Consider the following 25,961-nt stretch of genomic DNA (forward strand, 5'->3'; position numbering starts at 1 on the left):
TGCCATGAAACTGCCTACCCTGACCCTGATCGCCGCCCTCTCGGCCAGCCTGCTGGCCCCGGCCCTGCACGCCGCCCCCTTCACCCCGGAGCAGGAGGCCCGCATCAAGGAGCTCATCCGCGAGACCCTGGTACAGAACCCCAAGATCCTCGACGAGGCGGCCGAATCCTGGGAGAAGCAGAACGCCGCCTCCCAGGAGGCCCAGATCGGCAACTTCATCAAGGGCAACCAGGACGTGCTGTTCAACAGCGCCACCAGCCCGCGCCTCGGCGCCAAGAATCCCAAGCTGACCCTGGTGCTGTTCACCGACTACAACTGCCCCTACTGCAAGCAGTTCGACCCCGAGGTGACCAGGCTGCTCAAGGCCTACCCGAACGATCTGGGGCTGGTGATCAAGCTGCTGCCGTTCAAGGGGCAGACCTCCGCCAAGGCGGCCCAGTACAGCCTGACCCTGTGGCAGCAGGATCCGGCACGCTTCCTCCCCCTGCACGACAAACTGATGAGCAAGCAGGGCATGCTGACCGAGGCGGACATCAACAAGGCGCTGGCCGCCACCGGCAACGTGGCGCTCAAGCCCGATGCCAAGGCCACCGAGGAGCTGCGCAACAGCCTGCGCATCGGTACGCTCCTGGGCGTACAAGGCACCCCGGCGACCCTGATCGGCAACCAGCTGGTGCCGGGCGCCCTGCCCTATGAGCAGCTGGAGCAGCTGGTCAAGACCGAGCTGGCCAAGCGGAGCTAAGCCATGGCCGAAGATGTGATTGCGAAGGCACCGCGCTGGCGACGCTGGGGCAAGGAGGCGCTCTGGCTGCTGCTGATGGCCCTGGTCGTCTCCACCCTGCTGGATCTCTGGCGCGGCCCCAGCCTGCCGGACGGGGCCATGGAGGCCCCCTTCACCCTGCAAGATGGTACCCAGACCAGCCTGGCCGAACTGAGCCGGGACAAGCCGCTGCTGGTCTACTACTGGGCGAGCTGGTGCGCCGTCTGCCGCTTCACCAGCCCGACGGTGGAGCAGCTGTGGCAGGAGGGGGAGAACGTGCTGACGGTGGCGCTGCGCTCCGGCGACGCCACTCAGCTGCAACTGGGGATGGGCAAGAAGGGGTTGAGTTTCCCCACCCACAACGATGAGCAGGGCGATCTGGCAGCCAAGTGGCAGGTCGGCGTCACCCCGACCTTCCTCATCATCAAGGATGGCAAGCTGACAAGCACCACCACGGGCTGGAGCAGCCGCTGGGGACTCAAGCTGCGGCTGCTGTGGGCGCGCTGGTAGCGCCCCACAGACTCAATATCCCCGCAATGCCAAGAGCCCGGTCACAAGACCGGGCTCTTTTTATCTGACTGGGGGTGTTTCTCTGACCGCTAGGGTTGCTCGCGGCACATCAAGCTATTGCGCGGCCTCCATGGCCCGCTTCTCTAGGTTGGCCTTGATCTCGGCCCGCTCACTCTCGCCAATCACCCCGTCCCCGTTCTTGTCGAGGCGTTCGAAGATCTTCTCCTGGCGCGCCATAAACTGTGCCTTGGTGGTGTCACGTCTCGGCTTGAGCTGCGCCATCCGCTCCGGCATCGGCTTGCCCGCCTGCTTCATCACCCCCTCTATCTTGGCGAGGGAGTCCTCCTTCTCGGCGACGGAGAGCACGCCGTCCCCGTTCTTGTCCTGCAGGGCGAAGCGCTGCTCGGCTCGCTCCATGAACTGGGCCTTGGTGATGTCCCCCATCATGGGGGTGGAGGGCAAGGCATCGGTGGCAAAGGTAAAGCCGCTGAAGAGCGCGAGGGCCAGAAGGCAAGGTTTGAACATGGCGATGATTCCTTATGCTGACCCGGTAGGCCGGGCCCTGAATGATGAGACTCAAACCGAGCGCCGGCCAGGCACCCGGTCTCGCAGTTGGGCAACGGGGCGACCAAAGAGTTCCGACCGCCATCCCTTCTGCCAGTGTAGTCCCGCCGCCGAGTCCCATTGGTCATCACTTTTCGTGCAGGAGGGCCGCACGCTCGTGGCAGTGGTGACGGCTTTCCGTTAAAATGGCGAGTTTTTACCGTGCCTGGTTCCCCAAGCCCCATCCGGCGCCAGCCTTGTGACTCTGATGATGCCAGTGATGCAGGATCTGCCATGAACAACTACTTTCGGGTGCTGGGCGTCAAGTCCAACGCCAGTGAAAACGACATCAAGAAAGCCTATCGACGGCTCTCGAACCAGTTCCACCCCGACAAGCTGATCGGGGCGAGTGAAGAAGAGAAAGAGCAGGCTGCCATCCGGCTGCATCAGGTGAAGAAGGCCTACGAGGTGCTTTCCGACCCCAAGGCGCGCGCCGCTTTTATCAAGGATTTCAACAACGTCATCGTGACCGATCCCGCTGCTGCCATGCAGGAGATGTGGGACCAATTCTACCCCTGAGGCTGATATGCAAAAAAAATGGGACCAGGCGCGGCTCAAGGCGCTGCAAAGCGATGCCGGCGAAAACATCGAATCCTACCGGGATCAGGATCAGCCCAAGGCGCTGGAACAGTTCACCGGCAAGATGAAGGCCCTGCTGCTGGCGGACATCAGCATGCTGGAGTTCATGCCCGAATACCTGCCGCTGGCCCTCTATGGCCGGGTGCAGTTCCCCCCCAAGGCCAAGCTGGAGTGGGCCAAGTGGCTCGCAAGCGGCGTCCAGCCCTCCTGGGACGAGTTCAAGGTGTCGGTGGCGTTCAACAACGCAGACCTGCCCCTGGTCAAGGCGGTGCGGGCCCAGAGCGAGGAGCAGCTTATCGAGGCATGCGCCGTGGTCTATCTGCTGGACAACCCGCTGCCACGCGGTGGCCGTCATGCCGATGACGACTATGAGCTGCGCGACGAGGATGACGAGGACGGGGAAGACGCCGACGCCGACTACCATGGCGGATCCGGCGAGGAAGACGATCAGGACATGTACGACGAAGTACGTTTCTAATTGGGGCCAGCAGTGGATAAGAGCATGAGCAACAGTCTGATAGAAATTACCGCCATCGAGATCAAAGAGCTGGCGGTGATCGAGCCGAAGCAGGCCAGCGAGAAGTTCGAACTGATCGCCAAGACGATGTCCGACGAGCAGTTGGCCGAAGTCATTGAAAATATTGATATCGTCACCCTGACCCAGATCAACGGCCAGCACGACATCTCCTTCCCGTCCATCATCTCCGAGCTGATGACCCCGGAGCGGATCCGTGACATCGTCTGCCAGCAGCCCCTCTACTGGGAGGAGGCGATCAAGAACAACGCCGACGAGCTACAGCAACACACCTTCGACTTCCTCAACTACCTGATCCGCACCCAGGACAGCGAAGCCAAGCAACGGGAGATCCTCGAATGCGTGGCCGAGGATCCCGCCGGTCTCTTCTACCTAGCCATCCCCTTCATCGAGTTCTATCGCGGCGATCGCTACGAGGAGGACGAAGGCTATGGCGACGTGCTGCACGCCGAAGAGGAAGATCTCGAGGAGTCCCTGCGCTACAGCGAGCGCCAGCAGGCCGAGGGCACCCACGACTACTCCCTGGATGACCCGAGAAGCCTGTTGATGCTCATCCGCGAGCTGGCCCCCGAGGTGGAGAAGTCCATCAAGGCGTTGCTGCGCAATGAGCACTCCTCCTGGGATGGCATCATCAACAAGTTCGCCGCCGAGCTGGTGATGCAGGCCAAGGAGAAGAACAAGGTCGAGGAAGACGAGTACGGCGACGTCGACGACATGTTCAGCTTCCTGGATTGAGGTAGAGACCCATGCAACTCGTCATTCGCGAGGCCAACGAAGGCCCCTTCCTCAGCCAGGTGTTGCGCTTCGGTCGCGACAACGAACGCCTGAGCTCCCAACAGCTTGCCGCCATCAAGGGCAAGGCGGTGCTGATGAGCCTGAAATTCGCCGACAAGTACTACAACAAGTACAAGATGCACCTGCTGGAGCAGGCCGCCCACGACGTCATCGGCGTGGTCAGCCTCGGCTTGCAGGAGCTCTCTGGGCGAGATGCCGCCAAGGCGCTGGCCCTGTTGCAGGCGCCGGAGGGACCCATCAAGCCGTTCCAGAAGGGCTGGTCCATGCTCATCACCGTCAGCCCCAAGCAGGCGGGAAACAGCCTCTATGGGGACGTGGATGCACGCCTGCTGGACAAGATCTCGAGCCCGCCGGACGTGGAGGAGTGGCAAGGCTGGCAGGAGTATGAAAAGGCCCTGGCCGAGCACAACAAGACCCGCCTGATGGGTCTGCTGGACAGCCACTTCTTCGCCTATGACAACGACCACCCCACCATGGAAGACAAGCTGGCGGAGGCCCTGCTCTATCGCATCCTGTGCGGTGCCGGTTTGAAGGTGAAGCAGGATCTCAAGCGCCGCCTCGCACGGGATGTCGTGCTGCAAGATGCCTGGCTGGACAAGGATCATATCGCCGTCCAGCTCGAACAGCTGCTCGGCGAGCTGCCCGCCGACATGGCGACCGCCCTGCGCCAGGAGCTGAGCCCGGGCTTCGTGCCCAACCTGCTGCATACCCTGAGCTTCGTGCGCCAGTACCAGCAGTTGCAGCAGGAGAACGCCTCGCCGGAGAAGCTCGACAACATGGAGATGCGCGCCGGTCTCAAGCACCCACTGCTCGGCTGGCCCCTCTACCACGACTTCTGATCCCGTCCGTGGTTTGCCCCCTTATCCAACGCCCGGTTCGCCGGGCGTTCTGTTATCCACGCCAGGGCCACGGCAAAGCGGCGCCATGATCCAGACAGTGATATTCGGATAGTTATGCACTCCGGCTAGTAAAACACCCGGATAGCGTACTCCCCCTTTCCCTGTATCCCTGACGGCAATAACACGACAAAGGTGACAGGGACCTTGTCGTCTTGAGCCAACGAGTGTCGAACAGCCATCAATAGAGCCGAACTGGCGCCATCCTCACCTACCTGAGCGTTACCAATACGCAACAACCGGAAGAATAGATAGTCAGATTAAGTTAATAAAAATAAATTAATCGCAAGCGATTAAATTTAGGGTCTGGCTATTTATCCGGGCTGGTCGCTAAATGGCCGACCAGCCTTGCAACCCGCATGGACGCGCGACAGGCTGGCCGGCGACAGACCGGTACGCTCTCAGGATGAGTTGTGACTTTCCCTCTCACAGGAGACAAACCGTGAGCGCTTCGATTCCAGCTTCTCATCACGCCAGCGTCCCCCCGGGCTCGGGTGCCCTGTTCTTTATCCAGACCTTCGCCACCTTGGGCTTTGCCGTGCTCTATTCCACCCTGGTGCTCTACGCCACCAAGCGGCTCGGCTTCAGCGAATCCCAGGCCAACGCCATGATGGGGATCTTCGGCGCCTTCAACTACGGTCTGCACCTGTTTGGCGGTTACCTTGGCGGGCGCTACCTCAGCAACCGCAACCTGTTCGTCATGGGCATGGTGTTGCAGGTGATCGGCTGCTACCTCATCGCCGAGATGGGGGTCGATGGCCTCTACTGGGGGCTCGCCATGTTCCTCACCGGCAGCGGCCTCAACGTCACCTGCCTCAACATGATGCTGACCCAGCGCTTCGCCCCGGACGATCACCGCCGCGAGAGCGCCTTCCTCTGGAACTACGCCGGCATGAACCTGGGCTTCTTCATCGGCTTCTCGGTGGCGGGCTACTTCCAGCTGACCGAGGACTACCGCACCCTGTTCCTGTTCGCCACCCTGGGCAACGTGCTGGCCATCATAGCCACCCTCTGCTTCTGGCCCATCCTGGCGGATATCAATACCCCCCTGCGCCACATCAAGGGGCGCGGCTTCTACCTGCGCATGCTCGGCGGCCTCGCCATCCTGGCCCTGCTGGTGCCGGCCCTGCGCCTGCTGCTGACCCACGCCAGCTTCAGCGGCAGCTTCGTGCTGCTACTGGGAGCCATGGTGCTGGTGCTGCTCTGCGTGATGGCGGCGCGCCATCGGGATCCGGCCGAGCGCAGCCGCATGGTGGCCTACCTCATCCTGGCCCTCGGCTCCCTCATCTTCTGGTCCCTCTATCAGCTGGCGCCCATGGGGCTGATGCTGTTCTCCGAGCACAACATCAACCTCAATGTGTTCGGCTGGCAAGTGGCCCCCCAGTGGATCCAGAACATCAACACCCTGGTCATCGTCATCGGCGGCCCCCTGATGGCCTTGCTGTTCAAGCGCCTGCGCGAGCAGGGCTGGCGCATCGACATCCCCTCCCAGTTTGCCGCCTCCCTGTTCTGCATGGGGCTGGGGATGCTGGTGCTGCCGGTGGGCATCCAGCTCGCGGGGGCCGACGGCCTGGTCGCCTTCAAGTGGATAGCCATCAGCTATGTGCTGCAGAGCCTGGGGGAGCTGCTTATCTCCCCCATCGGCTACGCCATGATAGGCAAGCTGGCCCCCGCCAGATTGCAGGGGCTGATGATGGGCTGCTGGATGATGGTGACCGGCGTCGCCTCCGTGCTGGCGGGCTATGTCTCCGCCGCCATGCCGCAAAACAGCGGCAGCACCCCGATCGCCACCAACCCGGGATACGGCGCCGTGTTCAATATGCTGGGTTGGGGCTCCCTGGCGGGCGGCCTGATCCTGCTGCTGCTGGTGCCTCGCCTGCGCCTGCTGATCGCCGCCAGGCTCACCCCCTCGGCCGTGCCCGTCTCCGCCTGACGAGGGGCTGGCGTCGCCATCGACGACCCTGCGTGACCACTCAATGACGCAGACACAGTGCTGAAATAGCGCAGAGACCCCCGCAACTCAGGTTGCGGGGGCCTCTCGTTTATCGCTCTCTCGCTTGCCGTGCTCTCGCTGTGGGATGAGATGGCACCCTGCCATTCAGGCGGCGTCGCCGAACTAGGTCAATCTGAACACGATCATGCCCTTCTTATAGGGCTGTGGCAGCCCACAGCTGGCACTCAGCGAGCAATGGTCCACATGGCGCTTTCCAGCCCGGTCTCGCGAAAATCGATGACCACGGGATACTCGGCGCCGCAGCCAATCACGGTCCAACGCTCCTGCCAGTAGCGGCTGCCCGGCTCACCCCTGGAGGGCTCCAGCACCACGGGCACGAAGCGCTCCGGCGCCTGACAACCCTTGGTGGCGACCCAGGCCGCCACCCCTACCATGGCATCCTGGATCAGCTTCTGGTTGGCCAGGGTACCTTCCTGTACCGGCGCTGCCGGCTCTGGCGACGCGGCCTGTGCGCACCAGATCCAGCCGCACAGCAAGAGGGGGGCATATCTTCTCATCGCATCTCCCGAGGTTGAGACCGCCATTAATGGTTCGATTGGAGCTTTTATCATGCCCAAAAACCGCGCCGGAGAGAAGCCGCCATGCTCGCGCTTTCCCATCTGGCCAGGATCTGGGCCCCTTCTCGCTCTTTACATAAAAAGTGGAAAAGTGCTGGGAAGTAGGGGAAAGAGAAAGAGGGAACTCACAGGCGCCGTGGGTACGGCACTACCCCCTAAGCGTCATAGGCCTGCAGTTTGTCAGGGTTATAATGGCGCCTTTCCACCGGCAGCAGGGGCCAGCCATGAGCAGAAAACCCGACCGTATCACCGCCATGCAGCAGATCATCGACGCCGTGAAACAAGAATTCCCGCTCTACCAGCCGGACACCTTCAAATGCGGCCCCGACAACACCTGCATCGGCTGCCCCAAGAAGCTGATGGAGCTGGTGGATACGGATCTTTGCTACTGGCAATATCAGATCAATCGCGGCATACCGCCGACCTTCGATGAGCTCTACCGCTTCGGCAAACTGTGCAAGAACATCCGCCGGGCCCTAGTGCGCAATGGCCGCATCCCAGCCTGATGTTTTATAAACAGCTGCCTTATGGTGATTTTACAGATCGTTTCAGCTATCAGGGCGAGGAATACCCTGATGGGATAGGGTAGAGTCGATAGTTTGCAATAAAACAGGCCGATCTCGGGTCCAGTATCAAGGGCCTCCAAAGCGGCTCAAGCCATTCTCACATCTCAATTCAGGAGGACACCCCATGACTCAGGAAAGGATCCAGACCCGCTACCCCTTGGGCGGCCCCTTCGCCAGCCAGAGTGAGCTCAAGCAGGCCATAACCCGGGCCATCGAGACCCACAAGCAGGACTTCTTCCCCCTGCTGGAGCGGCTGGTGGACGTGGGAGATACCCGGGTTAACTTGAGCCAGGAGAACCCGCTGCGGGTGCTCAGCATCGAGATCGCTGACAATGAAGCTGGGGGTGTAGCCCAACTCAACTACGAGTCCAACTTTGCCGAGAGCTGCCTAATTATCAACGAATACGACCAGCATCAGACCAGCCTTCCCTTTAGCCTCGACGGGGATGTGCTTGTCTTCGACTTTGAGCTGCCGATTGCCTGGAATTTCAATAACTGATGGTTCAGCGGTGTCATGCAGCCTGATTGCGACACCCAACCGGCCAGCTCCCCTCACCCTGGCCCTCTCCCAAGGGGAGAGGGGACAAAAAGCAATCACCAACCATGTTGCAGCAACCGGCTTTCGCGCTCATCTGCTCACGCCTCGCCAATCAAACCTGCGGCCCTGCTTCCTCATTATTAATAAAACATGACGTTAATCAGTCACCACACATAAACGTTTAAGCAGCTGATGGAGAAAGACGGGTTGAATAAACGTCAGCGCTATGGCCAGCCAGGCCACGGTAGCCATGTTACCAAGGTGACCATCGACATCCGTCAACATCATCGAAGAAACTACGGCGGCCGAACCACTGAATATATGTTGGAAGACATTCTGCAATGACATGAACCCTGCTCGTTCCCCGGGCTCCGCGACCTGACTATTAACAGCAGCAGCAGTGATCGTCCGCGTCGACGTCACCACCATAAACAAGGTAAAAATCATCATGGTCGGCAACAAGGGGGACCCCAAGAAACCATCCCAGACAATGGCGATAATCAATCCCCCCACCCACATAGTGATGCGCATTGCGCCAACACGGTCCATCAAATAGCCACCCAACTGCATCGCGAGCACGCTGAAAACGCCACCCATGACATAGTACTGACTCATATCGCTGCGAGGCACACCGAGATTAAACTGAAAATAGGCTGCCATATTTGGGACAATAAGGAAGGTACTAAAAATAGCCAACCCGATTGCCATAAAAGCATTCCATACCACAGCTCGTTTCAACATACCCGTGATTGAAAAAGCCTTTTGGTCTCGCCCCAAGTGGGAAGTCATATTAGGCAGCCTCATAGATACCACCACGCTGACGCACAACCCCAAACCACCAACGACATAAAAAGGTGCGCTCCACCCTTTCCACATGGCCAGCTCCAATCCCAAGGGCACACCGGCAATAGCTGACAATGAGAAAGATCCCATCACTATCGCCATCGCCCGACCACGTTGTGGGACTGGCGTGGCATCCACGACGATCGCCATCGCTATCGACGTTGCCGGACCGGAAAATATGCCTGCCAGCAAACGGGCAAAGAACAGACTTTCCATATTCCACGCCAAGGTACAGGCCCAGGTGGATAGCGTGACACCCAGCAATGAGAGCAATGCCACGTGTTTTCTATCAAATCGGTCAATATATCTGGCACATAATAAAGATGATAAGGCGGCGGCCAGTGCATACCCTCCCCCCAAATATCCTATATAAGTAGGGCTGATATCGAGCGCACGAGATAAATCAGGCCCAAGCGGCATGATCATCATAAAATCCAGCGCACTCACCAATTGGATAAAGGCGGCCAGCCAGACGCTACCCACATCCATTACCGTACCATTAAAATGAGGTGTCTTACCTAATTTGTTTTTTTCTGACGTCATAGTGTTCATGCTCAATATTTAGAGGCAGACAGCATACCCACTATCATCATCTATTTTTATCCTTTAGAATGGCACAGACTGTTATCATATCAGGGACAATAGATGCGCACCGGTCTGGACTTTACTTCATCAAGGATATTTATTGCCGTGGTTGAACAAGGCAGTTTTATCGGTGCATCCAAAACTCTTGAAATACCTACCTCCAACATCAGCAGGAGTATTGCTCAGCTGGAAGAGAGACTGTCACTCCAGCTTATTGAACGCAGTACTCGGCACATGAAACTCACTCAAGCGGGCCAACTGCTCTATACCCGAGTAAAACCATTGTTGGAATCACTGGAGCAAACCGAGGCTGAATTGACATCACAGCAGATTCAGCTAAAAGGGCCACTGCGCCTGTGCATTCCCAATGAAGCCGGCCCCAGGCTGCTCGGTGCCGCGATAGCGGACTTTGCCTGTCAGCATCCCGAAATAAAGATCAGCTGTATTACCAACCTGTCAGGATTTGAGACATTAAGAGAGGATCTGGATATAGCCGTCATCATTCACAGAGGAAAGCTGGATGACAGCGATTATATCGCCAGCCACCTGACCACCATTCCCTGTACCGTTGTTGGCTCCCCTGCTCTTATTCAGCGGTGCGGGCTTCCCATCCACACGACGCAGCTACAAAACCTTCCCTGTATCACCACGGTAAGCGCCCTGAGGGGAATGCCTTGGCAGTTCACCCTACCCAACGCTGAATTTTCCACCGTTCAGGTCAATGAACATTACCGGGTCAATAGTGGTGAACTGGCGCTAAAAGCCGCGATCGCCGGTGTCGGGTTTGCCATTCTAGCCAAGGTATCTTGCCAGGAGTTTATTGATGATGACAGCTTGGTCGAAATTGAACTTGAGTTACCCGCCGCGCCATTGCAGTTGTTTGCTGTTTATGCAAACCGTCAATATCTACCGGCTAAAACGCGCGTATTTATTGACTATATACGGCAGATTCTCACAAATTATAGGTAACTAAAACCGGATGATATTCAACAGGTTACATTTAGCGCTGACGATATCAAAAAGGAGGGCTCAGCTTTATCGTTAACTAACACCTGATTAAGCCCATTAAATAAAACATACAATCACAATTTCTTGTTCATAATGAATGTTATATTTATAGGAGACATTATTATGCATATATTGAAAGCAGGACGAGAGCCATTTCTAACATTCTTGAGAAACATACCCTCTCAATCCGTAGTTTTGAGTATATCTATACTGACTTTTATGAAGGCTGACAAGTTAAACTCTACATTTGAAAAAACAACTATGCTGACAGTTTCATGTGGGTTAGCAATCACCTTCTTTATCGCATTCTTTGCTAGCATGACGTTATTTAAAGAGCATTTTTTTGCATCATATGACAAAAGTTTAAAAAACTATCACCAACTCCTGAAATCCAATAACATAAAAGGTTCGAAATACCACAGGGAATATTTTAAGTTCATATTTAAAAACCATAAGTTAATAGCAGCAGAAAGTATTCTTATCACTTTAATAATATTTCTTGGTTATGTCATGGTCGGGATGCTAGCTATTCAATCAGTTATAAATACAGCCGACAAAATCATTAAATAAGCATCAAAAATATTTTTATATCTTTAAATAAGAAGGGCGCTTTCGCGCCCTTCTCTATTAATCACCCTTCCTGACTTTCCCCGGCTACCGGCTCGGCGCCAACGACGGTTTCAATCTCGATGCGATCGACTCGCTGCAGACCGCGGGGCAGCTTGGCGCCGCGGCGGCCGCGCTCGCCGCGGTAGTAGTCGAGATCGGAGGGCTTGAGGGTCAGCTTGCGCTTGCCGGCGAACAGGGTCACCGACTGGCCCTGAGGGATCACCGCGGCCATCACCACAAACTCCTCCCGCGCCTTGACGCGAGCGGACGGTATGCTGATGAGCTTGTTGCCCTTGCCCTTGCCGAGCACCGGCAAGGTGTTCAAGGGGAACAGCAGCATGCGGCCCTCGTTGGAGATGGCCATGCACAGATCCGTCTCAGGAGAGCCAATCTTCTGGGGCGCCATCACCAGGCCCCCTTCCGGCACGGTCAGCAGCGCCTTGCCGTTCTTGTTCTTGCCGATGAGGTCGTCGTAGTTGCAGACGAACCCATAACCGGCGTCGGAGCAGATCAGGTAAGGCTCACCCTCGTTGCCCATCACCAGATGACGCACCTCCTCGCCTGCGCCGAGCGCGAAGCGGCCGGTGAGCGGCTCACCCTGACTGCGGGCAGAGGGCAGGGTATGGGCCTCCAGGGCGTAGGTACGCCCCAGGGTGGAGAGGAACACCGCCTGCTGGTTGCTGCGACCGGGGGCGTGGGCGAGGTAGCTGTCTCCCGCCTTGTAGGAGAGCCCCTCCACATCCACGTCGTGGCCCTTGGCTGCGCGAACCCAACCCTTGTCAGAGAGGATGACGGTGACCGGCTCGCTCGGGGTCAGCTCTTTTTCGGTGAGCGCCACTGCGGTGGCGCGTTCCACCAGCGGGGTGCGGCGCTCGTCGCCGTACTTCTCGGCATCCGCCAGCAGCTCTTTCTTGAGCAGGGTGTTGAGGCGACGCTCGGAGCCCAGGATGAGTTCCAGCTTGTCGCGCTCCTCGGCCAGCTCTTCTTGCTCGGCACGCAGCTTGAACTCTTCGAGCTTGGCCAGGTGGCGCAGTTTGAGCTCGAGGATCGCCTCGGCCTGGGTATCGCTGATGTTGAAGCGCTCCACCATCACCTTGCCCGGCTCATCCTCGGTGCGGATGATCTCGATCACCTCGTCGATGTTGAGGTAGGCGATCAGCAAGCCTTCCAAGATGTGCAGGCGGGCCAGCACCTTGTCCAGGCGGAACTGCAGGCGGCGGCGCACCGTCTCGCGGCGGAAGCTGATCCACTCGGAGAGGATCATCTTGAGATCTTTCACCTGGGGCCTGTTGTCCAGACCCAGGATGTTGAGGTTGACCCGATAGTTCTTCTCCAGATCCGTGGTGGCGAACAGGTGGGCCATCAGCCCCTCCACGTCCACCCGGTTGGAGCGGGGCACTATCACCAGACGGGTCGGGTTCTCATGGTCCGATTCGTCCCGCAGATCCGTGACCATGGGCAACTTCTTGGCCACCATCTGGGCGGCGATCTGCTCCATGATCTTGGCGCCAGACGCCTGATGGGGCAGCGCCGTGATGACGATGTCCCCATCCTCCTCGCTCCAGACCGCCCGCTGCTTGATGGAGCCCTTGCCGGTCTCGTAGATTTTGCGGATGTCGTCGCGAGGGGTGATGATCTCGGCGTTGGTCGGGTAGTCCGGCCCTTGAATATGCTGCATCAGCACATCCAGACCGGTGTTTGGGTTGTCCAGCAGCTCGGCGCACGCATAAGCCACTTCCCGCGCGTTGTGGGGCGGGATATCCGTCGCCATGCCCACCGCGATACCGGTCACCCCGTTGAGCAGGATGTGCGGCAGACGGGCCGGCAGCACCACGGGTTCTTTCATGGTGCCGTCGAAGTTCGGGGTCCACTCCACAGTCCCTTGGCCGAGCTCGGAGAGCAGCAGCTCGGAGAAGCGGGACAGTCGCGCCTCGGTATAACGCATGGCGGCGAAGGACTTGGGATCGTCCGGCGCCCCCCAGTTGCCCTGACCGTCCACCAGCGGGTAGCGGTAGGAGAAGGGCTGGGCCATCAGCACCATGGCTTCGTAGCAGGCGCTGTCGCCGTGGGGATGGTACTTACCCAGCACGTCACCCACGGTACGGGCGGACTTCTTGTGCTTGGAGAGGGCGGACAGCCCCAGCTCGCTCATGGCGTAGATGATGCGCCGCTGCACGGGTTTGAGGCCATCGCCGATGTGCGGCAAGGCCCGATCCATGATGACGTACATGGAGTAGTTCAAGTAAGCCTGTTCGGTAAAGGTGCGCATCGGCTGACGCTCTACCCCGTCCAGACTGAGCTCGATAGCATCACTCATGTGATAGTTCTCTTCCGGTTCGGGAGCCGCCTGCTGGCGACTCCGGCTAAATGCTTACCGGCCCCGACAGGGCCGGTCGACGGCTTAGATGATGGCCAGGTTGCCCTTCTCTTCCAGCCACTCGCGGCGATCGGAGGCGCGCTTCTTGGCCAGCAGCATGTCCATCAGCGCCAGGGTCTCGTCCCCTGACTCCCCTTCGTCGTCCATGGTGAGCTGCACCAGGCGACGGGTGTTGGGATCCATGGTGGTTTCCCGCAGCTGCTTGGGGTTCATCTCACCCAGCCCCTTGAATCGGGTCACCATCACCTTGCCCTTCTTCTTCTCGGCCTCGACCCGCTGCAGCACGCCGTTCTTCTCGTCCTCGTCGAGGGCGTAGAACACCTCCTTGCCGATGTCGATCCGGTAGAGCGGCGGCATGGCCACATAGACGTGGCCCTGCTTGACCAAGGTTCTGAAATGCTTAACAAAGAGAGCGCACAACAGGGTGGCGATGTGCAGACCATCCGAGTCCGCATCCGCGAGGATGCACACCTTGCCGTAGCGCAGGCCGGAGAGATCCTCGGAGTCCGGATCCAAGCCGATGGCCACCGAGATGTCGTGCACCTCCTGGGAGGCGAGCACCTGACCGGCCTCCACCTCCCAGGTGTTCAGGATCTTGCCGCGAAGGGGCATGATGGCCTGAAACTCGCGATCCCGAGCCTGCTTGGCACTGCCGCCCGCGGAGTCGCCCTCCACCAGGAACAGCTCCCCCTGCATGGGATCGGCGCAGCCACAGTCGGTGAGCTTGCCGGGCAGGGCCGGGCCTTGCGTTATCTTCTTGCGCACCACCGTCTTGGCGGCGCGCATCCGGCGCTGGGCGCTGGAGATACAGAGCTCGGCCAGCTGCTCCGCCAGCTCTGTGTTGCTGTTTAAGTAAAGGCTGAAGGCATCCTTCACCACCCCGGACACGAAGGCCGAGCTCTGGCGCGACGACAGCCGCTCCTTGGTCTGACCGGCGAACTGGGGATCCTGCATCTTGATGGAGAGGATGTAGGCGCAGCGATCCCAGATGTCTTCCGGCGTGAGCTTGACCCCGCGTGGCAGCAGGTTGCGGAACTCGCAGAACTCGCGCATGGCGTCCAGCAGACCCTGGCGCAGGCCGTTGACGTGGGTGCCGCCGAGCGCGGTAGGAATGAGGTTCACATAGGATTCGGCGAGGCACTCGCCCCCCTCCGGCAGCCAGCACAGGGCCCAGTCCACCGCCGATTGCTCTGTGCTGAAGGTGCCGACGAAGGGCTGCTCCGGCAGGCAGGTGAACTGCTTGACCGCATCGATGAGGTAATCCTTGAGGCCATCCTCATAGCACCACTCAAGCCGGATGCCGGTGTTCTTGTCCAGGAACTTGATGGTGAGGCCCGGGCAGAGCACGGCCTTGGCCTTGAGCAGGTGCTCGAGCTTGGAGACCGAGAAGCGCGGCGAGTCGAAGTAGCTCGCCTGGGGCCAGAAGCGCACCCGGGTACCCGTATTGCGGCGCCCGCAGGTGCCGGTGATGGTCAGCTCCTGCACCTTGTCGCCGCGCTCGAAGGCGATGTCATAGATCTGACCGTCCCGGCGCACCGTCACCTCGACCCGATCGGACAGCGCATTCACCACAGAGATGCCCACCCCGTGCAGACCACCGGAGAACTGGTAGTTCTTGTTTGAGAACTTGCCCCCCGCGTGCAGCTTGCAGAGGATGAGCTCGACCCCCGAGACCCCTTCCTCCGGGTGGATATCGACCGGCATGCCGCGACCGTCATCGATCACCTCGAGGGACTGATCCTCGTGCAGGATCACCTCCAGGGTACGGGCATGGCCCGCCAGCGCCTCATCGACGCTGTTATCTATGACTTCCTGGCCGAGGTGATTGGGCCGGGTGGTGTCCGTGTACATGCCGGGGCGGCGACGCACCGGCTCGAGGCCATTGAGGACCTCAATGGCATCCGCATTGTATTGAGTAGACATGGAGGGCCTTGCGAATTGACGTTTGGGGAGGATCTTACTCGCTGGGACGGCGTTGGACAAACCCGTCTGTGGCAAAGGGTGATCCAGAGGGGACAAGCCGCCCCTCCAGACCCGGATCAGCGGGCGTCGGTCGAACCGGGTAGCGCCAATTGCAGCTGGGAAAGCGAGCATTGCAGCCGCCACACCAGCCCCGCCAGGGTCTGGGCCGCCGGCTCGGGGTTGGCGGCCAACCCCTGGCTGATCCGTCCCAGCTCGGCCAAGGTGCGACCGAGAGAGTCATGCTGCACCCCGCCTGCGGTCAGTATCCCCTTGAGGGAGCGGATGCAGCCGTCCCGCACCAGGTAGAGCGCCGGATCCTTGCCCCGCCACTGGCGCAGCTGCCAGACGATGTGGCTGCAATTGAGCAGCACCACGCCCCAGCGCAGCCCCCAGAGCCGGGCGCTCTGATCCGTCCCCTGGCCAAGCTGGCCGATGAGGTGATAAACCCTGGACTCGAACTCGGGCTCGCTCTGATGGGGACGGGGGGCCAGCTGATCCATGAAGTCGAGCCGCAGGCGGCGAATGAGGCGCCGGCTCTTGCGACCGTCCGAGCTGGGTCTGAGGATCTGGAACGCCAGCCCGGCCACCATGACCCCCAGCACCTTGGCGATGCTGTCGTTGACGAAGCCCTGATAGTCGTAGCTCGGCGGATTGGTGATGGCGAGGAAGGAGCCAGATAGCACTATGAGCTGGCCCCAGAGCGCCGCCGAGGCGGGTCTCTGCAGCTTGAACATCTGCATGGTCACCAGGGCCGGGAACAGCAGGGCGCAGAAGACCCAGAAGTCATCGATCTGGATCATCAGGCCGAACTTGATGGCGAAGCAGGCGAGGCTCAGCAGCAGGATGGCGTTCTGCATGTTGCCTATCCCCTTCAGGGGCGCCGTCCCCGACGAGTAGAGCACGCAGCAGATGGAGAGCATGGTGAGCGCCGCTGCCCCCGAATCCCATTGGGTGTTGATCCAGAAGGCGCAGCCCAGCACCACGCTGGCGAAGGTGCGAAGGCCGTTGTAGGCCGCCTCCAGGCTGTCGGTGTGGCTGGTGAGCGAGCTGTGGCGCGGCGGGGTTGGCCACTCCTGCCCCTCGTAGCGAGCCAGCCGGCTGAGCCAGCGCTGGCACTCCAGATAGGTCCAGCAGAAGGCCCTGAGCCGCCGCCAGAAGGTCTGCAGCCGATAGTCGTCGGAGCCCACAGCCAGGGGGGCCAGCAGGCGGGCGATGCGCACCTTGTCGCAAGCGGGATCGCTCAAGGCATTGAGCACCTCGGTGAGCAGGGGTTGCAGCCGAGCCTCCTGCCCCGGCAGGTTGTGCAGCATGCGGCGCTGGCCCGACAGCAGGCTGACCATGCGCAGCTGACGGTGCAGCAGGAAGTTGAGCAGCTTGTTGTGGCGCCTGAGCCTGTGGTGGCTCCAGACCGCCTGGATGCGCAGCAGGTTCAGGGTGAGGATCTGGCCTATCACCCCCTCGTGGGCGGCGCGCACGTCGGCACTCGCCTCCCCCAGCCAGAGCAGCCGCGCGTGTTCCAGCAGCCGGGCCTGGCTGCGGTGCAGGGAGGCGAGCAGGGTCTCCCCGTCCGAGGTGCTCGGCAAAATCATCATCATCAGGCCGCCGCAGAGGATGCCGGTGATCACCTCGCTCACCCGCGCCTGGGCGATGTCGAAGATGTGGCGGGGATCGTCCACGTTGACGCAGGCGAAGGCGATGATGGCCGCGGTGTAACCCGCCAGGGCGAAGGCATAGGAGACGTTGTTCTGGTAGTGGTTCGAGACATAGGTGCAGAGCCCGAGCCAGAGCGCGATGAGGAAAGTAAAGAGCCAGGGGTCTGCGAGGCCAAGACCCGCCAGCATCACGGCGGCCATGGCACCGATGAAGCTGCCCACCACCCGTCCCAGGCTCTTGCTGATGACGCCGCCGACGGTGGGGAAGCTCACCACGGCGGCCGAGGTCATGGCCCAGTAGGGAGAGTCCAGCTGCAGCACGAAGGCCAGCCAGAGCGACAGGCACATGGCCAGGCTGTTGCGCAGGGCATAGCGCCACTGGCCCCCGTTGGCCTGACCCCAGGGTGTGCGCCGCCAGAGGGATGCCCCCGCAGCCATCTTATTGACCTATGGTGATGGTGCAGGTGGTGCCCGCGATGAGCGCAAGCTCGGGTGGTGCCTCCAGCAGGCGGATCCGCACCGGCACCCGCTGGGCCAGCCGCACCCAGGGCACGTTCGGCTTGACGTCCAGCAGCAGGCTGTCACCCCCCTCCAGGCTCTGATCGTGAATGGCGCGTCCTATGCTCTCCACCTCCCCTTTCAGCACCTGTTCACCGCTGTAGAGCACCATGGTCGCGGGTCTGCCCACCTGGATGTGGCCGAGCTTGGTCTCCTCGAAGTAGCCCTGCACGTAGAAGGAGTGGATGTCCACCAGGGCCACCAGGGGCACGCCGGCGCTGGCGTAGTTGCCGACCCGGGCCTGCAGGTTGGTGATGTAGCCGTCGCTCGAGGCCTTGACCGTCGTCTTGGTCAGCGACCATTTGGCCTGTTCCAGGTTCGCCTCGGCCACCTGATAGGCGGCCTTCATGGCCTGGGCGTTGAGGCGCGCCTCGTCCACCGCCTCGGCGGAGATGACGGTGCGGGAGAGATGCTGGCGACGGCTCGCCTCATGCTCCGCCTTGTCCAGATCTGATTTGGCCTTGGCGAGCGCCGCACTGGCGTTGTCCAGGGCGATGCGATAGGGCACGGGATCCAGGTTGAACAGCACCTCCCCCGCCTTCACCAGCTGGTTGTCCCGCACCGGGATGGCCACTATCTTGCCCGACACCTCGGGGGTGATGCTGACCAGCTCGGCCCGCACCTTGCCATCCCGGGTCCAGGGCCCCTGCATGTAGTAGTTCCACAGCCACCAGCCCGCCGCCAGCGCCAAGGCGCACACCAGCAGGGTGGAGAAGTATTTGAGGGTAGCCAGGGGTGATTTAGCCATGAAGCAGGATCCAGAAAGCGCCACTGACGGCGAGAATGAAGAGGGAGAGATCCATCAGCAGGGGGTGCCAGACATCCCCGCTGTAGAGCCAGTCCCGCAACAGATGGTGCACCGGCAGCCAGCCCAGCAGGCCGAGCAGCACCGCCTTGAACAGGGGCGGGAAGTAGAGCGTGGCGCCAAGGATGAGATCGGGCAGAGCAGAAGCGGTCGGCAATGGCATGCTCCCTATGGGCAGAGGAAGACCGGAAAGCCCGCCATGGCGGGCCTGCCAAGGGTACCACAGCCACCCGGGGTGCTACAGAAGCAGATGAGCCCCTTTATGGTCAGACCAGACGATCCGCCGGGTGGTTGATGCCGTCTCGCAGGGGCACCTCGCCGAGTTCGAACGGGTTGACTCCCTCGAGGCAGGCGAGGTTGTAGCCGTACTCGGCCGGGTTGGAGCGGCGCTGGTGATGGGTGTAGATGCCGCAGACGCCGCAGAAGTAGTGTTTCGCAGTGTGGGTGTTGAACTGATAGCAGCGCAGCACCGCCTCTCCCTGCAGGATGCGGATGCCGGCGAGCGGCACGGACGCGACTATGGCTCCGCGCCGCCGGCACAGGGAGCAATCGCAACGGCGCGGATCCACCACGCCGTCCGGCTGGCTGAGTTCCAGCACCACGGCCCCGCAGTGGCAGCTGGCCCTGTGCTTCTCCAGAATGGGGGTACTGCCTATTCGCTTGATCATCTGGCCTCCTTGCCCGTCGGTATCACACGACGTCAGTCGAACAATGTCTCCGTTCGCCCTTGCAGCACATGCTCATGCAGGGTGCGCAGCTGGCTCTCCACCACCCGGTGGCGGGAGAGTTCAGGCAATTGATCGATGGAGAAGTAGGCGGCGCCCCGGGTCTCGTCGGTCTGGGTGAGCAACTCGCCCCCCGTCGCCTCGCACAGGAAGAAGGCCTTGTGGGCATGGGGCAGCTGGGGGGGATGGGGATGCTTGTGCTTGTCGAACAGTGCTAGCAGTCGCACCGCGCGGCAGACCAGGCCCGTCTCCTCCTCCACCTCCCGCACCACGGCCCCTGCGGGAGAGTCGCCGATGTCGCACCAGCCCCCCGGCAGGGTCCAGCAGCCATCGCTGCGCTCCTGCACCAGCAGCAGCCTACCCACGTCATCGAGGATCAGCGCACGCACATCCAGCTTGGGGGTGGGGTAGCCGCTATCCAGGGCAATCCAGTGGGCGATGGCCTCGGGATCCAACTCGCTCTGGCTGGCGATAAGCGAGGCAGCCGCATTTCGCAGCGCCTCGAAGCGGCCAATATCGAAGGGATCCTTGGAATAGGTGAGTCCGGCCTGGGCCGTGGCCAGCACCTGTTCGAGGAAGGCGGCCAACGGCGGTTGCACGGCTAGAGCCCGAGGAAGCGGATGATCTGCGCGGGATAGCGCTCGAAGCCGACGAAGGCGTGGTCACCGCCGCACTCTAGGGAGAGGCGGGCGAAGCGGTACTCCTCCAGCGCCTTGCGATAGTCGAGCACCTCGTCCTCCTGCTGCTGCAGGATCCAGAGCCGCTCGGGGGCGCTCACCTTCACCGCCAGCGCACGCAACTCCTCCATATGGGCGGGCAACAGCTCGTAGCGCTCGCCGGTGTAGGGGTTGGTCTGGGGGCCCAGGTAGTCGCAGAGCAGCTCATGGGGACGCACCGCCGGATTGATCAGTGCCGCGCGGCAGCCATGGAGCTCGCTCACTCTGGTCGCCATAAAGCCCCCCAGGGAACTGCCCACGGCGCCGAGCCGCAGCCCGTCACCATGGCGAGCCTTGAGGGTTTCAATCTGCCGCTCGATGGCGGCCCAGGCCGCCGCCGGGGTATTGGGCTGGGCCGGGATGATGACTTCTATATCGGGTCTATGCGCCGCCACCCAGGACGCCATCTGCTGCGCCTTGGCGGATCCCGGCGACGAGTTGAAGCCGTGCAGGTAGAGTAGGACCGATTTCATGCCGCCCCCTCAGTAACCGGTGGCATTGGGGTCGGGCACAAACTGCCCCATGGGCAGGCGCCAGACCTGGCTGTCGAGCCGGCCATCCGGATACAGGGTCAGGTAACGCCAGCCCGGGCCGGACTCGTCCAGCGCGAAGCCGTCTGACAGGGGCTTGAACTGGATGCAGGTGGAGGGGCTGGCGATGAGTCGCACCCCGCGGCGCATCTCGTCAAACTCCTGGTGGACGTGGCCAAACAAGATGGTCTTCTGCTGGGGGTGGCGGGCCAGCACGGCGAACAGCTCGTCGGCGTTCTTGAGGTTGTGCTGATCCAGCCAGGCACAGCCCACGGGCACCGCCTGATGGTGCAGGGCGATGAGGGCGTGGCGGTCGGGATGCTGACGCAATGCGCTGTCCAGGGCTGCCAGCTGGTGATCCCCGAGCAGGCCGTGGGGTTTGCCGCGCACCTGGGTGTCGAGCAGTATGATCTGCCAGTGATCCCCCACCAGCTGCTTGGCCTCGCTGATCCCGGCGGCATGCAGGTACTCGGTCATCAGGGGGGCGTCGTCGTGGTTGCCGGGCAGCCAGTAGATGGGGCGGCCAAGGGGGGCCATCATGGAGGCGAAGCGCTGATAGGACTCGGGGCTGTGATCCTGGGAGAGATCCCCGGTCGCGAGCACCAGGTCAAACGGATGTGCATTGTCCCGCACCCGCGCCAGCACGGCGTCCAGACTCTCGGCGGTGCGCACGGCCAGCAGCCGCCCTTCGGCGCTGGCGAAGAGATGGGTATCGGTAATCTGTAACAGACGCACGTTTCCGTCCGGCGCCTGAGGTAGCTCTGTTTCCAAAATCACGCTTCTTTTTATGAGTTCAACTAGAGGATGTTAATCAGGCTGGTGCCATGCTTGAGACAAAATTTTAGCCAGTCGGCCAGAAACAGATTTACCTGCTCTTTTTCATCCCTGTGGTGCATTTTTTGATTGGGATAATCATAACGTGGTTGCAACATCGAAATCTGTTGCGCGGCACACACTTCCGCCATGCGCACGTCATGATACAAACGAATCTCTATTCGGGCCTGCAGGTAGCTCGGCAACTCGGGGTTGTGCTGACTCAGGATCACCTGGCTGGTGAAGCGGCTCTCATCGCTGACGGTCAGCCTGAACTGCAGGCCGTTGCCCACCTGATAGCGGCGCTCGTCCCCCACAGTCCCCCCCGGCGGCAACAGCTTCATCAGGGCCATGTAGTTCACCTCGCAGGTACGCTGCAAGGACATCAGGTCGGGCACATGGCGCTTGGCCAGGAGTACGGACATCTCAGCGCCCTGCCAGCCAGCGGGCCCGCAGCTCGCCATGGTTGAGGGCCAACCATTGCAGGGCGATGACGGAGGCGGCGTTGTCGATGCGCCCCTCTTTCAGCCAGGCGTAGGCCTGCTCGCGGCTCACCACGTGCACCCGGATGTCTTCCCCCTCTTCCGCCAGACCGTGGATCCCGGTGGCCTGACTGGCATCCACCTCACCCACATAGACCTCGATGCGCTCGGTGCTGCCGCCCGGGCTCACCAGGTAGCTGATGGCATGCTCGCAGCGACCCACCTCGAGGCCCGCCTCTTCCACCGCCTCCCGGCGCACCACGGCCTCCGGGGTCTCCCCTTCATCTATGATCCCGGCCACCAGTTCCAGCAGCCAGGGGGTGGCGCCGGTCTCCATGGCGCCGATGCGGAACTGCTCCACCAGCACTATCTGGTCGCGCACCGGATCATAGGGCAGCAGGGCGGCGGCATGACCCCGCTCGAACAGCTCGCGGACTATGGGCTCATTCCAGCCACCGGCAAATAATCTGTGCTGCAGGCGGTAGACGTTGACCTTGAAGAACCCGTTGTATCCGGATGATTTTTCGATGATTTTCACATCACTACCCGAGTAGTGACTGGTTTGTGGCAAGGTTTGCTGCGACATACGACACTCCTGCCAGCTTGACTTGGCGAGGTTTGACCATAATATTCGGGAACATGAATGAACGTTCATTCACTCGTTCTCGCTGGCGATAGGGGATGGATTTTAGCAGCCACAGGGTATTTGGCTAGGCGCGCAGCCCAGAAAATCCCCCCTGAACATTGACATTACTGCTGCTGGAAAAGAGACAGTTCGCATTCAAATTTGCTTATAGTAGAGTGGTTAAGCTGAAATCAAGCTTGCTCGGTGACAATCTCCTCCCCCTCTTCATCCAGCGGACAGCTTTGGGTTGATACATAAGGTTAAAACTATCATATGAAAAGAACACTCTTGTCAGTCATGGTGATGCTGGGTGTGAGCACCGCTGCTCATGCCGAAAACCTGCTCGATATATACCAACAGGCTCAGGTCAAGGACACCCAGCTGCTGGAGTCCAAGGCGAGACGAGACCAAGCCTTCGAGAAGATCAACGAATCCCGCGCGGCCCTGTTGCCACAGATCAATCTGGGTGCCGGCCTGAACTATCTGCAGAACAAGAATGACACCATGACCAATACCGGCGCCACCGGTTCGGTCACCCTGGATCAATCCGTCTATCGTCGCAGCAACTGGGTCAACCTGGATCTCACCGAGAAGAGCGCCACCCAGTCCGACGTGGGCTACAACCTCGAAATTCAAAACCTGATGCTGCGCACCGCCCAGGCCTATTTCAACGTGTTGAAGGCCATGGATACCCTGGAATTCGTGCGGGCCAACAAGGTCGCGGTCGAGCGTCAACTCGAGCAGACCCAGCAGCGCTTCGAAGTGGGCCTGACCGCCATCACAGACGTGCACGAGGCCGAGGCCGAGCGCGATCAGGCGCTGGCAGACGAGATCAATGCCGAGAACTCCCTGGACAACAGCTACGAGAGCCTGCGTGAGCTGACCGGGATCGATCACCGTCAGCTGGACGTGCTCAACACCGAGCGCTTCGCCCCCCAGAAGACGCCGTTCAACTCCGACAAGTGGCTGGAACTGGCCCTGGACAAGAACCTGGAGCTGCACAGCGCCCGCATCGGCAAGGACATCGCCAAGGAGCAGATCGACCTGGCCAAGACAGGTCATGAGCCGACCCTGGATCTCGGTGCCGGCCTCACCGCCGGTTACAACGACTACAAGGACGAGATCCGCAATCCGGACAGCAACAGCAATCAGGGCAACATAGGCCTGAACTTCAACCTGCCGCTCTACACCGGCGGTGCGACGACCTCCCAGGTCAAGCAGGCGCAGTTCAACTATGTGGCCGCCAGCGAGCAGCTGGAGCGCAGCTTCCGCTCGGTGCAGAGCACGGTGCGCTCCTCCTACAACAACGTGAACGCCAGCATCGGCTCGGTACGCGCCTACGGCCAGTCCGTCATCTCCGCCGACAGCGCCCTGAAGGCGACCGAAGCCGGTTACGAGGTGGGTACCCGCACTATCGTCGACGTGCTGGACTCCACCCGCAAGCTGTACGAAGCCAAGCAGAAGCTCTCCGAGGCGCGCTACAACTACATCCTCAGCATCCTCTCTCTCAAGCAGGCCGCCGGCATCCTGGAGCAGAAGGATCTGGAAGACGTGAACCAGGGGCTGATGCCCGCTCCTCAGGTCACCAAGCAGTCCTGAGTCACACTGGCTCCATGAAAAAGGCGACCTCTGGGTCGCCTTTTTGTTGCCTGCTCGCCGCGCCATCATGGCCGCGAGGGGCATCAAAAAACCCGGCCTTGGCCGGGTTTTTCATGAGGTGCGTATCCGCTTAGCCGCGCTCGCGAATGGTCTTGATGATGTCGCTGGTGGAGCAGCCATCCTCGAAGTTCAGCACGCGAACCTCACCGCCATTGGCAGTCACCTCGGCGTAACCGGCGATATCTTCCGGCTTGTAGTCACCCCCCTTGACCAGCAGGTCCGGCAGGATCTCGGCGATCAGGCGCTGGGGGGTGTCTTCCGAGAAGGGCACCACCCAGTCCACGGCGCCCAGGGCGGCCAGCACCGTCATGCGGCGCTCGGTCGGGTTGACCGGACGACCCGGGCCTTTCAGGCGACGCACGGATTCGTCGGTGTTGACCGCGACGATCAGGCGATCCCCGAGCTTGCCCGCGTTGGCCAGGTAGGAGACGTGGCCGGCGTGCAGTATGTCGAAGCAGCCGTTGGTCATCACCACCTTCTCACCCCGCAGACGGGCGGCCTGGACGGCAACCTTCAACTGGGCCTCGGACATGACGCCGAAGCCGGTCTCCTGCTCGGTGTAGAGCGCGTTGGCGAGCTCGACCGGGCTGACGGTGGAGGTGCCCAGTTTGCCGACGACGATGCCGGCGGCGGTATTGGCCAGGGCACAGGCCTCGTCCAGGCTCTTGCCGGCGGCCAGGGAGGTGGCCAGGGTGGAGATGACGGTATCGCCGGCACCGGTCACGTCATAGACCTCGTGGGCCTGGGCCGGCAGGTGCAGCTCGAGCTGGCCTTCGCGGATCAGGGTCATGCCGTTCTCGGAGCGGGTCACCAGCAGGGCGGCCAGTTCGAAGCGCTTGACCAGCTCCAGCCCCTTGGCGACCAGCTCGTCTTCGCTCTTCACCTTGCCTACCACGGCTTCGAACTCGGACATGTTGGGGGTCAACAGGGTGGCGCCGCGATACTTCTCGAAATCGGTGCCCTTGGGATCCACCAGCACGGGGATGCCGGCGGCGCGGGCGCGTTGGATCATGCCCGGCACGTCGTTCAGGGCTCCCTTGCCGTAGTCGGAGAGGATCATCACGTCCGCCTGGGGCAGGGCCCGCTCGACCTTGCCCATCAGCAGGGAGGCATCGACGTCGTGGAAGGCCTCCTCGAAGTCCAGACGCAGTAGTTGCTGGTTGCGGGACAGCACCCGCAGCTTGGTGATGGTCGGATAGTCCGCCAGACGAACGAAATCACAGGCAACCTTGACCCCTGCCATCTGGCCGGCCAGGGCATCGGCCGGCTCATCCTGACCGGTCAGCCCCAGCAGGACGGCGTGGGCACCGAGTGCGGCCGAGTTCAGGGCCACGTTGGCGGCGCCACCCGGGCGCTCCTCGATGTGTTCGACCTTGACCACGGGCACCGGTGCCTCGGGGGAGATCCGGCCGGTGGGGCCGTGCCAGTAGCGGTCCAACATGACATCGCCAACGACCAGGACGCGGGCTTTCTCAAACTCGGGCAGGGTGATCTTCATCTGTATCGGCTCTCAAAACCTGAAAAATTCAGTCCCGGATTTTATCACACTCTTTTCCCGGGCGTGAAAAAAGCGCTGTGGTCCCAGTCGTGGCGGCCCTCCCCGCCTCCTGACCCCTCTGACCAGATGAGGCGATTCGCACCCGCCCCCCCTTTTCGGAT

At 61.1% G+C, this 25,961-nt stretch carries 27 protein-coding genes; 12 read left to right on the forward strand and 15 right to left on the reverse strand.

All coding sequences use genetic code 11. The features are described 5' to 3' along the window. Positions 1 to 4 precede the first annotated feature (4 nt). A complete protein-coding gene (locus tag ACRCYW_RS19025; RefSeq protein ID WP_438551566.1) occupies positions 5 to 742 on the forward strand; it encodes a DsbA family protein in 738 nt (245 codons plus the stop codon). A 3-nt stretch (positions 743 to 745) separates the two neighbouring features. Beyond that, complete coding sequence (locus ACRCYW_RS19030) at positions 746 to 1,270, forward strand: protein disulfide oxidoreductase (protein ID WP_438551567.1); 525 nt, start codon at positions 746 to 748, stop codon at positions 1,268 to 1,270. A gap of 114 nt (positions 1,271 to 1,384) precedes the next feature. On the opposite strand, the gene ACRCYW_RS19035 is transcribed toward ACRCYW_RS19030, so the two are convergent. Beyond that, a complete protein-coding gene (locus ACRCYW_RS19035; RefSeq protein WP_438551568.1) occupies positions 1,385 to 1,795 on the reverse strand; it encodes an EF-hand domain-containing protein in 411 nt (136 codons plus the stop codon). Between the two features lie 312 nt (positions 1,796 to 2,107). On the opposite strand from ACRCYW_RS19035, the gene atcJ reads away from it, so the two are divergent. The 5 genes from atcJ to ACRCYW_RS19060 all read left to right on the forward strand — a co-directional run bounded on the left by atcJ (position 2,108) and on the right by ACRCYW_RS19060 (position 6,611). Next, entirely contained in the window at positions 2,108 to 2,392 is a 285-nt protein-coding gene (gene atcJ / locus ACRCYW_RS19040; protein WP_349919844.1) for a cold adaptation protein ActJcold adaptation protein ActJ, read from the forward strand. A 7-nt stretch (positions 2,393 to 2,399) separates the two neighbouring features. Further along, positions 2,400 to 2,930, forward strand: a complete 531-nt coding sequence (gene atcA / locus ACRCYW_RS19045; RefSeq protein ID WP_438551569.1) for a cold adaptation protein AtcA — start codon at positions 2,400 to 2,402, stop codon at positions 2,928 to 2,930. A gap of 24 nt (positions 2,931 to 2,954) precedes the next feature. Further along, positions 2,955 to 3,722 (forward strand): cold adaptation protein AtcB, encoded by a 768-nt coding sequence (atcB, locus tag ACRCYW_RS19050; protein WP_438551570.1) that lies wholly within the window; start codon positions 2,955 to 2,957, stop codon positions 3,720 to 3,722. 11 nt (positions 3,723 to 3,733) lie between these two features. Further along, complete coding sequence (gene atcC / locus ACRCYW_RS19055; RefSeq protein WP_438551571.1) at positions 3,734 to 4,621, forward strand: cold adaptation protein AtcC; 888 nt, start codon at positions 3,734 to 3,736, stop codon at positions 4,619 to 4,621. A 499-nt stretch (positions 4,622 to 5,120) separates the two neighbouring features. Further along, the gene (locus tag ACRCYW_RS19060) at positions 5,121 to 6,611 is read left to right on the forward strand and encodes a peptide MFS transporter (protein WP_438551572.1); all 1,491 of its coding nucleotides are present in this window, start codon (positions 5,121 to 5,123) and stop codon (positions 6,609 to 6,611) included. A gap of 245 nt (positions 6,612 to 6,856) precedes the next feature. Here the strand turns inward: ACRCYW_RS19060 and ACRCYW_RS19065 are convergent, their stop codons facing one another. Next, positions 6,857 to 7,189 (reverse strand): hypothetical protein, encoded by a 333-nt coding sequence (locus tag ACRCYW_RS19065; RefSeq protein WP_438551573.1) that lies wholly within the window; start codon positions 7,187 to 7,189, stop codon positions 6,857 to 6,859. A 314-nt stretch (positions 7,190 to 7,503) separates the two neighbouring features. Between ACRCYW_RS19065 and ACRCYW_RS19070 the strand changes: the two genes are divergently transcribed. Further along, a complete protein-coding gene (locus ACRCYW_RS19070) occupies positions 7,504 to 7,755 on the forward strand; it encodes a hypothetical protein (protein WP_438551771.1) in 252 nt (83 codons plus the stop codon). A 184-nt stretch (positions 7,756 to 7,939) separates the two neighbouring features. Continuing rightward, complete coding sequence (locus tag ACRCYW_RS19075; protein ID WP_438551574.1) at positions 7,940 to 8,314, forward strand: hypothetical protein; 375 nt, start codon at positions 7,940 to 7,942, stop codon at positions 8,312 to 8,314. Positions 8,315 to 8,509: 195 nt separating this feature from the next. Here ACRCYW_RS19075 and ACRCYW_RS19080 read toward each other — a convergent pair whose 3' ends face one another. Then, positions 8,510 to 9,754, reverse strand: a complete 1,245-nt coding sequence (locus ACRCYW_RS19080) for an MFS transporter (protein WP_438551575.1) — start codon at positions 9,752 to 9,754, stop codon at positions 8,510 to 8,512. Positions 9,755 to 9,841: 87 nt separating this feature from the next. Here ACRCYW_RS19080 and ACRCYW_RS19085 point away from each other — a divergent pair, with 87 nt between their 5' ends. Further along, the gene (locus ACRCYW_RS19085; RefSeq protein ID WP_438551576.1) at positions 9,842 to 10,750 is read left to right on the forward strand and encodes a LysR family transcriptional regulator; all 909 of its coding nucleotides are present in this window, start codon (positions 9,842 to 9,844) and stop codon (positions 10,748 to 10,750) included. Positions 10,751 to 10,912: 162 nt separating this feature from the next. Beyond that, on the forward strand, positions 10,913 to 11,359 hold the full coding sequence (locus tag ACRCYW_RS19090) for a hypothetical protein (RefSeq protein WP_438551577.1): 447 nt from the start codon (positions 10,913 to 10,915) through the stop codon (positions 11,357 to 11,359). 61 nt (positions 11,360 to 11,420) lie between these two features. Here the strand turns inward: ACRCYW_RS19090 and parC are convergent, their stop codons facing one another. From parC to nudF, 11 genes are all read right to left on the reverse strand, one after another. After that, on the reverse strand, positions 11,421 to 13,715 hold the full coding sequence (gene parC / locus ACRCYW_RS19095) for a DNA topoisomerase IV subunit A (protein WP_438551578.1): 2,295 nt from the start codon (positions 13,713 to 13,715) through the stop codon (positions 11,421 to 11,423). Positions 13,716 to 13,799: 84 nt separating this feature from the next. Continuing rightward, positions 13,800 to 15,698 (reverse strand): DNA topoisomerase IV subunit B, encoded by a 1,899-nt coding sequence (gene parE, locus ACRCYW_RS19100; RefSeq protein ID WP_438551579.1) that lies wholly within the window; start codon positions 15,696 to 15,698, stop codon positions 13,800 to 13,802. A gap of 116 nt (positions 15,699 to 15,814) precedes the next feature. Then, complete coding sequence (locus tag ACRCYW_RS19105; RefSeq protein ID WP_438551580.1) at positions 15,815 to 17,827, reverse strand: FUSC family protein; 2,013 nt, start codon at positions 17,825 to 17,827, stop codon at positions 15,815 to 15,817. Between the two features lies 1 nt (position 17,828). Continuing rightward, a complete protein-coding gene (locus ACRCYW_RS19110; RefSeq protein WP_438551581.1) occupies positions 17,829 to 18,695 on the reverse strand; it encodes an efflux RND transporter periplasmic adaptor subunit in 867 nt (288 codons plus the stop codon). Beyond that, positions 18,688 to 18,915: a DUF1656 domain-containing protein gene (locus ACRCYW_RS19115; RefSeq protein WP_100858669.1), complete on the reverse strand. Its 228-nt coding sequence runs from the start codon at positions 18,913 to 18,915 to the stop codon at positions 18,688 to 18,690. Before ACRCYW_RS19115 ends, ACRCYW_RS19110 begins: the two co-directional genes overlap by 8 nt. A 103-nt stretch (positions 18,916 to 19,018) precedes the next feature. Next, the gene (locus ACRCYW_RS19120) at positions 19,019 to 19,420 is read right to left on the reverse strand and encodes a GFA family protein (protein WP_438551582.1); all 402 of its coding nucleotides are present in this window, start codon (positions 19,418 to 19,420) and stop codon (positions 19,019 to 19,021) included. Positions 19,421 to 19,452: 32 nt separating this feature from the next. Next, positions 19,453 to 20,076, reverse strand: coding sequence for an NUDIX hydrolase (locus tag ACRCYW_RS19125; protein WP_438551583.1), 624 nt, complete (start codon positions 20,074 to 20,076; stop codon positions 19,453 to 19,455). A 2-nt stretch (positions 20,077 to 20,078) separates the two neighbouring features. Next, positions 20,079 to 20,666 (reverse strand): YqiA/YcfP family alpha/beta fold hydrolase, encoded by a 588-nt coding sequence (locus tag ACRCYW_RS19130; protein WP_438551584.1) that lies wholly within the window; start codon positions 20,664 to 20,666, stop codon positions 20,079 to 20,081. A 9-nt stretch (positions 20,667 to 20,675) separates the two neighbouring features. Continuing rightward, positions 20,676 to 21,494 (reverse strand): 3',5'-cyclic-AMP phosphodiesterase, encoded by an 819-nt coding sequence (gene cpdA / locus ACRCYW_RS19135; protein WP_438551585.1) that lies wholly within the window; start codon positions 21,492 to 21,494, stop codon positions 20,676 to 20,678. 26 nt (positions 21,495 to 21,520) lie between these two features. Beyond that, complete coding sequence (locus ACRCYW_RS19140) at positions 21,521 to 21,961, reverse strand: DUF1249 domain-containing protein (RefSeq protein ID WP_438551586.1); 441 nt, start codon at positions 21,959 to 21,961, stop codon at positions 21,521 to 21,523. Between the two features lies 1 nt (position 21,962). After that, entirely contained in the window at positions 21,963 to 22,604 is a 642-nt protein-coding gene (gene nudF, locus ACRCYW_RS19145; protein WP_438551587.1) for an ADP-ribose diphosphatase, read from the reverse strand. 312 nt (positions 22,605 to 22,916) lie between these two features. On the opposite strand from nudF, the gene tolC reads away from it, so the two are divergent. Then, positions 22,917 to 24,242 carry an outer membrane channel protein TolC gene (gene tolC, locus ACRCYW_RS19150; RefSeq protein ID WP_438551588.1) on the forward strand — a complete coding sequence of 442 codons (1,326 nt, stop codon included), beginning with the start codon at positions 22,917 to 22,919 and terminating at the stop codon, positions 24,240 to 24,242. Between the two features lie 130 nt (positions 24,243 to 24,372). Here the strand turns inward: tolC and hldE are convergent, their stop codons facing one another. After that, the gene (gene hldE, locus ACRCYW_RS19155; protein ID WP_438551589.1) at positions 24,373 to 25,800 is read right to left on the reverse strand and encodes a bifunctional D-glycero-beta-D-manno-heptose-7-phosphate kinase/D-glycero-beta-D-manno-heptose 1-phosphate adenylyltransferase HldE; all 1,428 of its coding nucleotides are present in this window, start codon (positions 25,798 to 25,800) and stop codon (positions 24,373 to 24,375) included. Positions 25,801 to 25,961: the final 161 nt, after the last annotated feature.

This window comes from Aeromonas sp. (assembly GCF_051657805.1).
Classification (GTDB): Bacteria; Pseudomonadota; Gammaproteobacteria; order Enterobacterales; family Aeromonadaceae; genus Aeromonas.

Excerpts from the sequence above, each read along its gene's own strand:
- parC (WP_438551578.1), bottom strand. The coding sequence starts at position 13,715 with ATGAGTGATGCTATCGAGCTCAGTCTGGACGGGGTAGAGCGTCAGCCG.
- ACRCYW_RS19070 (WP_438551771.1), top strand. The coding sequence starts at position 7,504 with ATGCAGCAGATCATCGACGCCGTGAAACAAGAATTCCCGCTCTACCAG.
- atcJ (WP_349919844.1), top strand. The coding sequence starts at position 2,108 with ATGAACAACTACTTTCGGGTGCTGGGCGTCAAGTCCAACGCCAGTGAA.
- ACRCYW_RS19130 (WP_438551584.1), bottom strand. The coding sequence starts at position 20,666 with ATGAAATCGGTCCTACTCTACCTGCACGGCTTCAACTCGTCGCCGGGA.
- ACRCYW_RS19075 (WP_438551574.1), top strand. The coding sequence starts at position 7,940 with ATGACTCAGGAAAGGATCCAGACCCGCTACCCCTTGGGCGGCCCCTTC.
- atcC (WP_438551571.1), top strand. The coding sequence starts at position 3,734 with ATGCAACTCGTCATTCGCGAGGCCAACGAAGGCCCCTTCCTCAGCCAG.
- atcB (WP_438551570.1), top strand. The coding sequence starts at position 2,955 with ATGAGCAACAGTCTGATAGAAATTACCGCCATCGAGATCAAAGAGCTG.
- nudF (WP_438551587.1), bottom strand. The coding sequence starts at position 22,604 with ATGTCGCAGCAAACCTTGCCACAAACCAGTCACTACTCGGGTAGTGAT.
- ACRCYW_RS19090 (WP_438551577.1), top strand. The coding sequence starts at position 10,913 with ATGCATATATTGAAAGCAGGACGAGAGCCATTTCTAACATTCTTGAGA.
- atcA (WP_438551569.1), top strand. The coding sequence starts at position 2,400 with ATGCAAAAAAAATGGGACCAGGCGCGGCTCAAGGCGCTGCAAAGCGAT.
- ACRCYW_RS19025 (WP_438551566.1), top strand. The coding sequence starts at position 5 with ATGAAACTGCCTACCCTGACCCTGATCGCCGCCCTCTCGGCCAGCCTG.
- ACRCYW_RS19105 (WP_438551580.1), bottom strand. The coding sequence starts at position 17,827 with ATGGCTGCGGGGGCATCCCTCTGGCGGCGCACACCCTGGGGTCAGGCC.
- parE (WP_438551579.1), bottom strand. The coding sequence starts at position 15,698 with ATGTCTACTCAATACAATGCGGATGCCATTGAGGTCCTCAATGGCCTC.
- tolC (WP_438551588.1), top strand. The coding sequence starts at position 22,917 with ATGAAAAGAACACTCTTGTCAGTCATGGTGATGCTGGGTGTGAGCACC.
- ACRCYW_RS19065 (WP_438551573.1), bottom strand. The coding sequence starts at position 7,189 with ATGAGAAGATATGCCCCCCTCTTGCTGTGCGGCTGGATCTGGTGCGCA.
- ACRCYW_RS19035 (WP_438551568.1), bottom strand. The coding sequence starts at position 1,795 with ATGTTCAAACCTTGCCTTCTGGCCCTCGCGCTCTTCAGCGGCTTTACC.
- ACRCYW_RS19030 (WP_438551567.1), top strand. The coding sequence starts at position 746 with ATGGCCGAAGATGTGATTGCGAAGGCACCGCGCTGGCGACGCTGGGGC.
- ACRCYW_RS19085 (WP_438551576.1), top strand. The coding sequence starts at position 9,842 with ATGCGCACCGGTCTGGACTTTACTTCATCAAGGATATTTATTGCCGTG.
- hldE (WP_438551589.1), bottom strand. The coding sequence starts at position 25,800 with ATGAAGATCACCCTGCCCGAGTTTGAGAAAGCCCGCGTCCTGGTCGTT.
- ACRCYW_RS19115 (WP_100858669.1), bottom strand. The coding sequence starts at position 18,915 with ATGCCATTGCCGACCGCTTCTGCTCTGCCCGATCTCATCCTTGGCGCC.
- ACRCYW_RS19120 (WP_438551582.1), bottom strand. The coding sequence starts at position 19,420 with ATGATCAAGCGAATAGGCAGTACCCCCATTCTGGAGAAGCACAGGGCC.
- ACRCYW_RS19140 (WP_438551586.1), bottom strand. The coding sequence starts at position 21,961 with ATGTCCGTACTCCTGGCCAAGCGCCATGTGCCCGACCTGATGTCCTTG.
- ACRCYW_RS19110 (WP_438551581.1), bottom strand. The coding sequence starts at position 18,695 with ATGGCTAAATCACCCCTGGCTACCCTCAAATACTTCTCCACCCTGCTG.